This window comes from Streptomyces sp. NPDC055099 (genome assembly GCF_053607685.1).
In genome coordinates this window covers 74911-87248 of sequence record NZ_JBSGUA010000018.1, presented here as the reverse complement: position 1 = coordinate 87248, position 12338 = coordinate 74911, and the positions used below count along the sequence as shown (strand labels likewise).

Annotated in this window: 14 protein-coding genes and 2 pseudogenes; 8 read left to right on the top strand and 8 right to left on the bottom strand. The window is 67.4% G+C overall.

The features are described 5' to 3' along the window. Window positions 1-35: 35 nt before the first annotated feature. The 3 genes and pseudogenes from ACWFRU_RS34865 to ACWFRU_RS34855 all read right to left on the bottom strand — a co-directional run. A pseudogene (locus tag ACWFRU_RS34865) lies at window positions 36-491 on the bottom strand (transposase); the annotation flags it as partial. Window positions 492-797: 306 nt separating this feature from the next. Continuing rightward, window positions 798-1463, bottom strand: a complete 666-nt coding sequence (locus tag ACWFRU_RS34860; RefSeq protein WP_453692100.1) for a helix-turn-helix transcriptional regulator — start codon at window positions 1461-1463, stop codon at window positions 798-800. 25 nt (window positions 1464-1488) lie between these two features. Next, window positions 1489-2646: a threonine synthase gene (locus ACWFRU_RS34855; protein ID WP_453692099.1), complete on the bottom strand. Its 1158-nt coding sequence runs from the start codon at window positions 2644-2646 to the stop codon at window positions 1489-1491. A 544-nt stretch (window positions 2647-3190) separates the two neighbouring features. Between ACWFRU_RS34855 and ACWFRU_RS34850 the strand changes: the two genes are divergently transcribed. From ACWFRU_RS34850 to ACWFRU_RS34840, 3 genes and pseudogenes are all read left to right on the top strand, one after another. Next, window positions 3191-3625, top strand: coding sequence for an OsmC family protein (locus ACWFRU_RS34850; RefSeq protein WP_453692098.1), 435 nt, complete (start codon window positions 3191-3193; stop codon window positions 3623-3625). A gap of 91 nt (window positions 3626-3716) precedes the next feature. Continuing rightward, window positions 3717-4583, top strand: a complete 867-nt coding sequence (locus ACWFRU_RS34845; RefSeq protein ID WP_453692097.1) for a GNAT family N-acetyltransferase — start codon at window positions 3717-3719, stop codon at window positions 4581-4583. Between the two features lie 165 nt (window positions 4584-4748). Beyond that, a pseudogene (locus tag ACWFRU_RS34840) lies at window positions 4749-4895 on the top strand (IS701 family transposase); the annotation flags it as partial. 141 nt (window positions 4896-5036) lie between these two features. Here ACWFRU_RS34840 and ACWFRU_RS34835 read toward each other — a convergent pair. After that, window positions 5037-6446, bottom strand: a complete 1410-nt coding sequence (locus ACWFRU_RS34835) for an IS701 family transposase (RefSeq protein ID WP_453692096.1) — start codon at window positions 6444-6446, stop codon at window positions 5037-5039. A 143-nt stretch (window positions 6447-6589) separates the two neighbouring features. After that, window positions 6590-7765: a hypothetical protein gene (locus ACWFRU_RS34830; protein ID WP_453692095.1), complete on the bottom strand. Its 1176-nt coding sequence runs from the start codon at window positions 7763-7765 to the stop codon at window positions 6590-6592. A gap of 130 nt (window positions 7766-7895) precedes the next feature. Between ACWFRU_RS34830 and ACWFRU_RS34825 the strand changes: the two genes are divergently transcribed. From ACWFRU_RS34825 to ACWFRU_RS34810, 4 genes are all read left to right on the top strand, one after another. After that, window positions 7896-8267 carry a hypothetical protein gene (locus tag ACWFRU_RS34825; protein ID WP_453692094.1) on the top strand — a complete coding sequence of 124 codons (372 nt, stop codon included), beginning with the start codon at window positions 7896-7898 and terminating at the stop codon, window positions 8265-8267. Window positions 8268-8998: 731 nt separating this feature from the next. Further along, on the top strand, window positions 8999-9337 hold the full coding sequence (locus ACWFRU_RS34820; protein ID WP_453692093.1) for a hypothetical protein: 339 nt from the start codon (window positions 8999-9001) through the stop codon (window positions 9335-9337). A 34-nt stretch (window positions 9338-9371) separates the two neighbouring features. Continuing rightward, complete coding sequence (locus ACWFRU_RS34815) at window positions 9372-9740, top strand: hypothetical protein (protein ID WP_453692092.1); 369 nt, start codon at window positions 9372-9374, stop codon at window positions 9738-9740. A 15-nt stretch (window positions 9741-9755) separates the two neighbouring features. Beyond that, window positions 9756-9959: a hypothetical protein gene (locus ACWFRU_RS34810; protein WP_453692091.1), complete on the top strand. Its 204-nt coding sequence runs from the start codon at window positions 9756-9758 to the stop codon at window positions 9957-9959. A 212-nt stretch (window positions 9960-10171) separates the two neighbouring features. Here the strand turns inward: ACWFRU_RS34810 and ACWFRU_RS34805 are convergent, their stop codons facing one another. Together ACWFRU_RS34805 and ACWFRU_RS34800 are read right to left on the bottom strand one after the other, a co-directional pair. After that, window positions 10172-10477 carry a hypothetical protein gene (locus ACWFRU_RS34805; protein WP_453692154.1) on the bottom strand — a complete coding sequence of 102 codons (306 nt, stop codon included), beginning with the start codon at window positions 10475-10477 and terminating at the stop codon, window positions 10172-10174. An 84-nt stretch (window positions 10478-10561) separates the two neighbouring features. Continuing rightward, the gene (locus ACWFRU_RS34800; RefSeq protein ID WP_453692090.1) at window positions 10562-10723 is read right to left on the bottom strand and encodes a hypothetical protein; all 162 of its coding nucleotides are present in this window, start codon (window positions 10721-10723) and stop codon (window positions 10562-10564) included. Between ACWFRU_RS34800 and ACWFRU_RS34795 the strand changes: the two genes are divergently transcribed. Then, window positions 10722-11153: a YunG family protein gene (locus ACWFRU_RS34795; protein ID WP_453692089.1), complete on the top strand. Its 432-nt coding sequence runs from the start codon at window positions 10722-10724 to the stop codon at window positions 11151-11153. The genes ACWFRU_RS34800 and ACWFRU_RS34795 overlap by 2 nt on opposite strands. Before the next feature lie 527 nt (window positions 11154-11680). Here the strand turns inward: ACWFRU_RS34795 and ACWFRU_RS34790 are convergent. Then, on the bottom strand, window positions 11681-12256 hold the full coding sequence (locus tag ACWFRU_RS34790) for a hypothetical protein (protein ID WP_453692088.1): 576 nt from the start codon (window positions 12254-12256) through the stop codon (window positions 11681-11683). Window positions 12257-12338 lie beyond the last annotated feature (82 nt).

Genomic DNA, 12338 nt, shown 5'->3' with positions numbered 1-12338 from the left:
GGTCTGGCCGATGCTCTGCCACGGGCAGAAGAGCGCGGCCGGCTCGGCCACTCTGACATGCCCTCCATCACCGCGTCAGTGATCGTGGAGAGGGTGGTTTTTGAGGCCTCGGCCCCATGGCCTTGGCGAAATGGGCGGAGATCGCTCCCTGTGTGGGGCCTTTCGCGGACAGCGACAGCCCCATCTCGTCGACGCCGGTCTGCCGGTGCTGTCGTTCCGTGGCGTTCTGCGGTTCGAAGCTGCCCTGACGGTCGCGGGGCACGGTGGTCTCGACCGGGCCGACGTCGGTCAGCACAGCCGGGATTGCTTCGCTTGGGCCGCCGACCCTTGCGGGAGTTGTTGCCGTTCCTCCCGGCCGCATCATGCTTGTCATGACCGAGGTGATCAGCTATCTCACCGTGGAGCGGGGACTCAAGCAGCCGATACGTGAGCTGCTGCAGAACCCCGCCCTCGCCGGTCAGCTGCAGCCTGGCGGCCTGGGCCCGAAACACGAGTTCCTCGGCTGAAGTTCCGTCACGCGCGGCGTTGAGCCCCGATCCAGAGGTTGCGCAGGACCATCCGGGCCTGCGTCGCGAGGTACGTCCGTCGCGGGCGTGCCGTCCGCGTCGAGCGGGAGCTGATCGGATATAAGGATGACGCCGTTATGGATCACGGCGGGTACCGGCCGAGAGGCGTGCTCACCGCGGTGCTTTGGCGAGGTGGATGCTGCTGGACCCGGTCGTCCGTAAAGCCGGAGGGTGGGTCATGGTTCTTCGCTTTCGGCCGCAACAGGGGTGTTCTCGCGGTAGGCAAGGTGGCTACTTCGTGTAGTTGTAGACCGTCGCCCGGGAGACGCCGAGCTGGTCGGCGATGAGCTGAGCGGAACTCCGGGTCTCGAAGAACCCGTCGCAATGCAGTTGCCGGACCAGTTCGCGCTTCTGATCGCGGTTGAGGCCGCGGGGGGTGCTGGAGCGCGCGGCGGCGAAGGAGTCGATGTGCGACCGGAGTTCGCGTCCGGTGCGGTCACGCAGCGTCTCCAGCCTCTCGCCTCGGTGTTCGGCGTCCGTGGCGACCAAGTTGGCCAGGGTCAGTGCCAGCGGGGACAGCGTGCTGACGTCCAGGTTCAGGCAGAGGGCCGCGACATATCGCCCCTCGGCGTTCTTGATGCCAATCGAGGTGCTCTTGGCCGGGCGTCCGTCGGGGAACTGGTTGCTGTAGTTCTGGATGACGCTGGGGTAGCCGGGGTCCGCGATGCGGTGCAGCCCCAGCTCGGTGGCGGAGTCGCCGACCTGCCGCCCGGACAGGTTGTTCTCGATGGCGCGGATGGCACTGTCGGGCCGGCGAAGATCGTGCAGGACAACTTCGCACAGGCCCGGGAACATGCGCCCGATGGCAACGGCGATGCGCTCGGCTTCTCGTACGAGGTGCTCGTCCTCCCCTTCGAGGTGCTCGTCGGTGAGATCGTCGTCGGAAGGGTGTGCCACCGTGCTCTCCTTTCCTCGTGTGGGCTCAGTCGGATGGCTGGGCGAACACCGAGGCCATTGTCTCGGCGGACTTCAGCCCCGCACCGGTGAGAACGACCACGGTTGTCTCGCCCGGAGCGATGGCCCCGGTCTCGATGAAGTGCTCGAGGGTCGCGGCGGCGACACTGCTGGTCGGCTCGGCGTACAAGCCCCGCGCGCTCAGTGCGCGGACCGCGGCGTGGATCTTGGCCTCGGGGACGGCGCAGGCGGCGCCGCCCGAACGGCGAATGGCCTCCACCGCCTCGGGCAGCCGGACCGGGTGGGCGATGGAAGCGCCCTCAGCGATCGTCGGTATCCGCTCGCCACGGCGGGCCGGGACGATGCCGTTGAACGTGTCGGCGATGGTCGCCCAGTGCTCGGGCTGCCCGACGAACAGGCGCGGGAGCCTGTCGATCTGACCGGCAGCAAGGAGCTCGCCGAAGGCGAGGTCGCATCCGATGATATTGCTGCCCGCCCCGGCCACCAGGACGACATTGTCGGGCGCGGTGAAGCCGAGCGACTCCCACATCTCGTAGGCGATGGTCTTGGTGCCCTGGAGAAACATGGGGTGCCAGTTGTGGCTGGCGTAATGGATGTGCTCCGACTGGCGGATCGCTTCGTTGGAGACGTCCTCACGGGTGCCGTCCACGAGCTCGATCTCGGCTCCGTAGGCGCGAGCCTGGAGGATCTTGGCTGCCGACGTGGCGGCGGGAACGATGATCTTGGCGCGGATGCCTGCGGCAGCGGCGTAGGCGGCCACCGCACAACCGCCGTTGCCCGAACTGTCCTCGAGCACCCGGTCCACGCCGTGTGCCGCGAGGTGGGAGATCATCACCGAGGTGCCCCGGTCCTTGAAGCTGGAGGTCGGGTTGAACCACTCCAGCTTGAAGTGGACGCGCCGACCGGCCCAGTTGGCTGGGATCATCGGCGTACATCCTTCGCCGAGGCTCACCCGGCGGGCGGCCGGGACGGGCAGGGCCGCACCATAGCGCCACAGGGACCGTTCGGCGGTGTCGATCTGATCGGGACGCAGACCCGGCAGGGCGCTGACGGCGAGAGGGCTGCCGTCCTCGGCCCGCCAGCGCAGGTGGTCCAGGGAGTAGCGCTTTCCCGACCGGTCGTACAGGTCCGGGGCGGTGACGGCTGAGTGCTGTTCGGCCTTCATGGATGATCCCGGCTTCTCCTCGCTCGACGTGCTGCCGCTGGGGGGCTGTGGCGCGGTGATCACCCCACCACCCCACATTAGACCACCTTTCTAGATCTAGACAATGCATCCAACTTCTTGTTGTTGAGCCGACGGGAGCTGACCGGGGCCGGCGAGGGCGAGCAGAGTGATCCGGGCCGGGAGCAGCTCCGGCTGCGCCGACCGCGGGGTTTTCCGTGTGCCGGCCTCCTTGGGATGGGCGATCCGCATCAACTCGACCAGCGGCGGCTCTGCGCAGCCCGAGGCCAGGTTTCCGACATGACCGCGGGGATCAGCAGGATCAGTTGGGAGAAACTGCAGGATCAGGCGCCGACGTAGCACGTGATCAATTCCGGGCAATGCTCCTGTCGTACTCATCTGACCTTGACGCCCCACGTCATGAAGCAGATGCGATACGAGGCGAAAGTGCGGCATACGGCCGTGCGGGCGCGGGCGGGCTCGGCACGGTGTGCGGGCGGGCATGGCATGAAGACGGTCAGCGCAACGTGGCAGTACTGTCGGCGCCATGACTGCCAATGCGCTGCGTTCTGTCACCATCGAGCGGGCCGGCCCGGGCCGGTTCACCGTGACCAACATCCGCGGGGGCACGCTGAGCTTCGGCACCGGCGAGGGTGCCGACTTCACGCCGGTTGAGTTGTTCCTCGCGGCGATCGGCGGCTGTACCGCGGCCGACGTGGAGGTCGCCACGAGTCGCCACGAAGAGCCGACCACGTTCTCCGTCACTGTCACCGGCAACAAGGTCGAGGACGCGGGCGGCAACCGGATGACAGACCTCGAGGTCACCTTTGCCGTAGCGTTCCCGGACGGGCCGTCAGGGGAGCGCGCCCGCACGATCTTGCCCCGGGCCGTGAAGACTTCGCACGACCGTCTCTGCACAGTCAGCCGCACCGTCGAGGCGAGCACACCGGTCAGCGCGACCGTATCCGACGCCAGAACCTAACGAAGCACCACTGCAGCGTCTCCTGTCGATGTGATGGACCGAGGAGAAATCGGGTGCGGTTGCTTGCCGCGGTGGTGTTGGGTGCGGGGGTATGACGATCGTTTTGAACAAGCCCGGCGTCCAGGGACTGAGCAAGGTCGTGGACGCGCTCCGCGCCTGGCAGGACGACCAGACGCCGCTGCAGCTCCACCCGGGCGACCTCGGTTGGGCCTGGGCGCTGGGCGCGGAGAGACTGGCTGGTGCCGTGCGTACCTGGAGCACCGACGGGCGGATCGTTGCCGTCGGTTACCTGGACGGACCCGATGTGCTGAGGCTTACGACCGCGCCGGACCTGCGAGCGGACGAGGCGCTGGCATGGCAGTTGCGGACCGATCTCGACGATCCGGAGCGAGGGGTCCTGCCGCCCGGGAAGGTTGGCCTTGAGGTTCCCAACGGCGCCCTGCTCCGCGAGGCCCTCCTTCAGGCGGGCTGGAACCTGGACGAGGCGTGGACGCCGTTGCGCCGCGACCTTGGCGCGCCGGTGCAGGACGCCAGGCTCCGTATCGAGGTGGCCGGTCCGCACACGGCGGGGGCGCGGACTGCGGTGCACCGCTCGGCGTTCGCCAGCCCGGTGTTCACCGAGGAGGTCTGGCACGTGCTGGCGGGTGGGCCGGTGTATGCCGACGCCCGTTGTCTGATCGGTTACGACGAGAAGGACAACGCGGTGGCCGCAGCGACGGTCTGGTCGGCCGGGCCCGGCAGGCCCGGTCTGCTGGAGCCGATGGGTGTCCACGCCGACCACCGTGGTCACGGCCACGGGACGGCGATCAGCGTCGCCGCCGCGGCGACGTTGCGCGAGATGGGCGCGTCCAGCGCGCTCGTCGCCGCTGAGAGCTCGAACGTCGGTGCCCTCGCCACATACAAGGCGGCAGGATACGAGCCCTCGCCCCAACGACTGGACATCGTCCGACCCGCCTGACGCCACTCGTACCCCAGCCGGACTTCGACGCTGTGCCTGGTCAACGGCCTGCGATCCAAAGAGTGTAGCGGCGTGGTGCCAAGGTCGGGACGGGCTCTTGCGGCCCGTCCCCCAAACGTGTGACCACGGCGCGCAAAGCGACCACGACACGGACAGCATCGAGGCATGTCCGGTGACCTACCCCCCGTGGCGTGGGAACAAGGGCCGGAAGAACTCTTCCTCAGGATTGGGCACCGCTTCGCCCGGATCAAGCCGCGGCGACGGATGCGGGACTACGTTTACGGCCTGCTCGGCCCGGCCTGCCGCAAGAACCCACCGGTGCGTGGCGGGCAGAGTGGCCGGCTGTAGGTGAAGCCCACGAGGTCGGTGCCGGTCCGGGGCGGTGATCATGCGGAAGCCGGGAACCTGGTGCTCGCGTTGCTACCGGTAGTTCGTTAAATCCGGCGGTAGAGGTCAATGCCGTGTCCGGTCGTAACCGCGTCGATCAAGGCCTGAAGCTCGGAGGGCGGGTCCTTGTCCATCCAGGCTCGCCACCAACGGTTGAGCCTGACGGCAGGGTCGAGCCAGGAACGGATCGCTCGTAAGGCCCTGGGCCAGCAGGGCTGTTGGTGCTGGTGGGACGGGGGCGGGCCCCCTCTCTGACCCCTTGCTGGGACACGGGTCCGGTGCGGTGGCATCCACGGTGCCGGGTGGGGCGAACCATTGGTCCCAGCAGAAGGAGAAAGCGCAGTTGACCAGGGTCTGGTGGCGGCGGATGGCGCGGTCGGAGCGGACTTGAAAGTCGGCCCAGCCAAGTTCGTCTTTGACCTGTTTGTAGTTCTGCTCGATCCAGGGGCGCAGGCCGTAGAGGCGGACGATCTCGGCGAGGTCGGCCGGCGGGTGCGGGCTGGTGGCGGCGCAGGCCGCGTCCGGGTGGGGCAGGTTGGCGGCCAGGTACCAGGTGCCCTTCTCCGGCAGGGTGGCTGGATCAGCGGTGGCCACGACCAGCCGGCAGGGTGAGTGGGGGCCGTATCCGCCCAGTCGGGCATCGGCAGCCCACCAGGTCTGGGTGTGTCCGTCGCAAAAACGGCGCTCCACCGGTGTCCAGTCGCCGGGATCGTCGGCATTCTTCCAGGCCAGGGCGTGTGCGGCGTCGATGGGGGTGTGCGGCTGGCCGACCCGGGCCCAGGTGCCACGGTGCGGCTTGAGCGCCACGACATAGGGCAGGCCGGCCTCGCGTAGCGCGAGATACCAGTCGTCGCTGACGGAGTAGGCGCAGTCGGCGACCACCGCCCGGCAGCCGAAGCCCGCCTCCTTGCCCCGGACCGTGAGAGCGGCGGAGATCTGCGGTTTCGTGCGGAAGGCCGGATCGGACCGGCCGCGAGTGAAGTGATGTGCGGGCGTGTACGGCTGTGCGTGCAGCGGGTAGTAGACACGCCCGTCGGTCCACACCGTGGTCACCGTGACGATGCCGTTGTCGGTCTTGCCCAGCCGGCCCAGCCACTGCCAGCCCACGTTGGCAGTTGCCGTGCCGTCCTTGCGGTCCCCGGAGTCGTCAATCACGATGACACCGCCGTCGTGCGGAGCGGTCGCCGCTTGCTCGTGCAGCAGTGCAAGCCGCCGGTCATTGATCTGCTCGGCCTCCCAGGGAGACTCGGACAGAAAGAACTGCAGTCGCTGCACTCCCGGCATCCCCGCACCGGCCACCGGCTCAGCACCTGCCAGGCACGTGATGGTCTTGTTTCGCTCCCGCGGCGCCAGCAGCCCGGTCAGATACTCGCGAAAACCCCGACGCTGAGCCAGGCTGAAGAAGAGGTCATCGAACCGGGCCGCGTACTCCTCCAACGGCCCCGGCGCAGGCGGACACGGGCGGCGAGCAGTCATCTTCGGCTCCCAGCAGAGCAGTTGACTCCTACTACCGGCCTACGGCCAACCTGCACCGCCGTCAACCCACACGACCACCAGATTTAACGAACTACCGGTAGCGCTCAACGACGTCGACGATGTGCTGGCCGGCGGTGGGCGGTTCATAGACCGGAGGCATCCAGCAGACGCTGCAGGGCCTTCTTGGTTGGGTGCTGGCCGCGCAGCGCGCGCAACCGCTCCGCGAATGCTTCGCTGGTGCCGTCACGGTCGGCGAGGACGGCCAGGTCCCCGAGCAGCTGCACAGCGGCGGGGTAGTTGCGGCCCCTCTGGTACGCGATCATCTCGTGGATACGGCTCCACGCCGCCTCGGGATCATCTTGGATCGCGGCCAGCCGACGCCGCTGTTCAGCATGCGCCTTTCGACGTTCGGCTTCCTCGCGTTGGGCTTCTTCCTGCGCTTCGTGGGCGAGCCGCTCGGCGGTCGCCGCGGGCACGGCGGCCCGCAGTTGGGCAACGGTGCGGCCGGGCTCGCGAGCGGGAGTACCAGGATGTGCCAGGCGGAAGCGTCGGCGCAGATCAGCGACGGCGTGGGGGTCGTCGTCGTACAGGAGGCGTACCAAAGTGGTGTCCTTGTCCGTCGACGGAAGTGTGCTGAGCCAGGACTCGTACATGGCTCGCGTGGGCTCAGGATCGGGGTGAGGGGCAGGAGCGGACGCTGCGGTGATCAGGTCGGGGTCGATGCGCAGGAAGTTGGCCAGGTCGGTGAGGGAGTGAGGAAGGTCGGCGAGGCCGGCGGGAAGCGCGGGTTCGACATCGTCGTCGTCCAGGTCATTGTTGCCCAGGCAGTGCAGCCAGGCCAGGTAGAGCAGACGCATGTCTCCGGCCGCGACGTCGAGGCGCGCTTCAGCGATCGAGGGAAGCCATTCCTCTTCGCGGCCGATGTCTTCGTAGTTGTCGAAATCGAAGAGGTCGTTGAAGTCGTCGAGCTCCCCGTCCTCGTCGTCGGAGACCAGCGTGATGAGGACGTGTCCGTCGTGCTGGCGGGCGTTGGCTGATTCGCCGGTGCAGTACTGCTCGGCTATGTGCAAGGGGAGCTGGTCGGAGGGCCATCGCAGGATGATCTTGCGGTGGCCCCAGTTCGCGAAGTACAGGTGGGCGTCGAAGTACTCCTCCATGAGCTGGTCGCAGCTGCCCTTGAAGTCGCCCCACTGATAGTTGTTCACGAACGTGGTGCGGGTGAGGGCGGCACGGGAGGTCAACTGGCGGATCCCAGCGACCTGTTCGTCGGTCAAGGGCCGGTCAGCGGCGAGAAACTGGTAGTGCTGATATTCGGACATTGCGGCCCTTTGCCTTTCGATAATGGTCGGTGCCTGACGGTGAACGAAGTCAGGCTCCGACCTCGGAATTCCGCCGACGCCCATTCGCCCGTTCGACCTGGCGTAGCAGTAGGTCTGCGAACTGAAAGTGATGGCGCTCAAGTCCGCCGTCTATGAGATGACCGGCGACGAGCTCGCCGCAGAGCTTCCGGTACCGGTGCCCCTGGACGTCACCACTCACGCACTGTGCGCCCAGTTCACCGCCCTGTCGCGCATCCAGGAGCGCACAGGTATCCGGTTCGTGCACTCCACCGTGAACGAGCAGCTCAATGACACGCCGTGGCGGATCGGCGACTACACCCATCAGGCCTACCGGGCCGCCTTCGGGCCGGTCAACGTGCGCTACTGGATCGACGCGCAGGTAGCCGAGCAGCGCCGGGAGATTCTCGACGCGAAGTACGCATCCATCGGTGTCACCGACCGCGGGCGAACCGTCGCCATCGACTTCGCCCCGGCGGTGTAGCAGCAGCGTACTCCTGCTCGGGGGGCTCTGGTGCGCAGGCCGGCGCCGTACGGTCCGGCTCCAGCCCGATTTTGTGGGGGTGCACGCAAGCCGGAGTCCCCTCGGCCGTGTAGCGCAAACCGTCGTCCGGGTTGAACGGTGCTTCGCGGTTGGGCCGGTCGTAGACCACGAACGCCTCGCGGGGCAGCCGCTTGGACGGGCAGATCCCGCACACCGGCCGGGCCGGGTCGTCCACATCGGGGTCGATAAACGGCGCATCATCGTCCATACCGCAGCAGCGTAGGGGAATTGAGACCACGCCCGCCCCCGCTGTGATGTCTATGCCCTGACGGCGCTGCCGGACCACCGCCCCACGCTCGTCCATAGGTGGCTGTCTCGTACTCTCGGCGGGCCTCGCGCTGAGCCAGAACAGCCGAGACGCCCTGGCCGCCGTCGAGCAGCGGGCGAGGAACTGACGGTGCACGACGGGGATGGCGGTTACGCAGGTGTAGCCCTGGCCGTGCCGAACGGTCGCCGAGAACGGCATCAGCGCCCTCGCCGCAACCGGACCATGATCGTTCTCAGGGGGGTGAACGGCGGTGCCGGCATCGCCAAGACCAGCAATCACGCGTAAAGAAAGTCGGAAAGAGCCTGTTCCAGCGTGGCCTTTGGCTTGGAACCAGTGATGGACGACCGCCCCGGCTCTCCTGCGCGCCCGGATCTGGCCCGCGCACCCCTTCACCGGCCCCGCCATGCTACAGCTCGGGGAGTGGCTGCCCTACGACTGGCGCGAGCTGAAGCAGCTCCAGCGTCGCCGCCTCGCCGCTCTCGGGATCGGGCCGGACGTCACACAGTCGCGCACCCGAGAGTCCTTCGCGGAAGTCGTTCAGTACGCCCTGACCACCGAGGCACGCCCCTTGTTCGACGCAATGCTCAAGGACGGGTCGTCCCTCTTCGAGGATGACCTGGTCGCCCCCGACGGCCGCCGTGAAGGTCTATGGAAGCTCGATGTCGGACCGTACCGGGAGGACGGCGACGCTCAGCTCCTCGAAGTCGCCGATCTCCACCTGACGGCCGTCTCGTTCCTGTAGACCAGCTTCACTCCACCCCCTTCAAGGAGGGCCCATGTACATAGTCCGCCCGGCCACAGCCGTCGATATCCCCGCCGTCCGCACGTTGGTCCTGGCCCGCTCGGCGTGGCTGGAGGAACGGCACATGCCCTCCTGGCGGGCGAGCGTGGACGACGTGGCTGGGCAGGCCGAGAACCCGGACGGGTCGATGTGGCTCCGCACCGAGGAAACGTCCGGACGGATCATCGGATGCACCTCGATTCAGCAGGAGACCCCGCCCTGGGGATGGACAGAACAGGAGCTCGCCGAGCCTGCCAGCTACCTCTACACGACGGTGACGGACCCGGCCGACCGGGCACAGCGCCCAGGAACACTTCTCGCACTCTGGGCGGTGGACCGCGCGTCCCGTGAAGGGCACGCGTGAGTACGGCGCGGGTGTATGTTCCCCGGCCTGGTCCGCTACTACCAGACCCAGGGCTTCGCGCTGATCCACCAAGTGCAGCGCACCCACCATCTGTTCTACCTCCTGGCGCGCAAAGCCGAGAGGCTGACCGAGGTCACGGCCACCATTCGGACACAGGATCCCGCGGCCCTCTTGTCACCGCCCGCCGCCCATGCGCCCGAGCCGCCGCCCAGCGCCTGAGCACCGGCAGAAAGTGCCGGTCCCTGCCGGGCCGCCTTGATGGTCGAGTTGGCCCCGGGCGCTCCCAGCGTGTGATGTAGGGCTCGATGCCGCCCTGGGCCGTGCGGAGCCGTCACAGCGCAGCCGCAATCGACATCGCGACCAAGGCCCAGCCACGTCGTGCAATCCCCCAGGGGAAGGACCGGAACCCACACGAGTGATCGAACGCAGCATCACGGCACGCCGCACCGGGCAACACACGGACGGTCCCCGGTTTTCGAAAATGATGGCAGCGACGCAGAAGCTGGCCGGCCTGCCGATGGGCGGCGCGCCGTCGCTCGGGTACTTCCTCGGATTCCATTGGCGTACCATCCACCGCGGCCACCATCAGTGCGGGCCTTCCAGCGCATCGTCCAGCGGCGTCGGCCCTTGCCGGTCGGGTCCAGGCTCATCAGCGCCATGTAGACGCACTTCACCTTTGCGGCCGACTCAACGACCGGCTCCTCCACGGCCTCGTGCTCGGTGATGGTCTCGCTCATCAGGCGTCTCCTTGATCATCGGATCCGCCGTCTATTGGACACTCCCCCGAGCAGCCGTCCGCACGCAAACTGGTGGCCGCCAGCCTAGCGGCAGGCGTCGGTGAAGACCCGGCTGCTGTACCGGGCTCCGTGATCGGTGTGCATGATCGCTCCGACGAGGCTGCCGAGGGTGTCGACGATAGCGGGTGGGTTGGCGTGGCCGCCGGGGCCCGGCTTGTCAGTGCCTGCTGGCAGGATTACCGGCATGACACCGTTGCTTCTCACCGACATCGAACGAGCCATTCGCAGCAGTTGGAGTGCCGAGACGTGCACGCCTGAATTCCGGTCACTCTGGACCAACGACAATCCGGCCCGTGACCAGTGCGGGGTGACCGCCATGGTGCTCAATGACCTGCTGGGAGGCGAGTTGATCCGGGGGGAGGTCCACATTGACGGCAAGCGGGTGGACTACCACTGGTGGAACCGACTGGGCGTGGGCGTCGACATCGACCTCACCCGGGAGCAGTTCAGGCCGGAGGAGATCGTCACCGAAGGCATCGTGATCCCTCGTCCGCCCGTGACCGAGTGGCGCAGGCTCCGCGAGGAATACGAGCTTCTCCGCGACCGTGTCCTGGACAAACTCCAGCGCCAACAGGCAGCGGCCACTGCGGCGGCCGCATCACAGCAACAGGCGTGAACCTGTCCGGTGCGTGCGCGGGTGCCGGCAAAGGCGGTGGACAACGATGCCGCGTGGGTCGGGCGAGGGCGGAGGGGGCCAGGCGGCCTGGGCCCCTGACACCCTGGCCGGACTTCCCGCAGCGGACTCAGCCGCTCTCACGCGCTATCGATCTCATACGCCAAGCCCATCCAGGGAGGCCTGTCACCTGCAGGGCTGCGGTCCTTCTTGTTAAGGGACGCTGGGTAAAGGCCAAGCGAGCCAATACCGATCGCGAGCATCTACCAGTCGCTCGCCGAGCACGCGAATGGCGAGGCGTAATCCCGAAGCCGCCGAGGACACTTCCGCAAGATCACATTCGTGTCAGGTTGTGATCAGCCCTGGCGGGGGCGCACCGGGCGGCGATGACGGCGAGCACCAGTACGGGGGCCGCAGACAACCCGAGCCGCTCAGAGGGTGTGTGCCACGCCAACCCCGACAGGGGCGCCTTGACGAAGGACATCAGGGCCCCCAGCCGAACCGAGGAGAGGTAATGAAGTCCGGCTCTCTCAGAGTTTGCCTTCCAAAAGGACCGTGCGATGCCCCCCGAGCGCGCGGGAGAGACCGGCGAGGAAACCAGGGCTGAAGTCGGGCCAGTCCCAGAACTCGAAACCGAGGTACCCGAAGGCGAAGTAGTCATCCGACCAGGTCCACGCAGTCAGGTCACCAGTGCGCCGACAATGCGGGCAGGCGACTGCCGCGCTGCCTGTGTCGCTCCAGTCGCTGATGGCCTCCCTGAAGGGTTCCCACGCGCCCTCGATCTCTTCCAGCCGGTCGGTGTAGAAATCTGCTCGCACGGCACAATGGGGGCACACCGCGAACCGTGGTTCACCCTGACCGCAGTTGAATACGGTGCGGCCGGTCTCGATCTTGAGTCCGTCGCTGGGCTCCCAGTCCTCCTGATTGACCGCCTTGCCCCAGGAGGGACCGGGCGGATGCCCCGACGGCGCCCCGAGAACACAGTCGGTGAGCTCGGCCCGAACTATCCCCTCCCTGACCAGCCAGCCCAGTCCGCTATCTGCCAGGGTTTGGGCGTCCGCTTGCGTGGCGTCGAGGTCGACGATGGTCTGAAAGTAATTCCCCATGAGGCAACAGTAGAAGCAGCCACCGACAGCACGTCACTGGCGACGTCCACACCTACCGGTCCTTCACATCCCCGATTGTCCG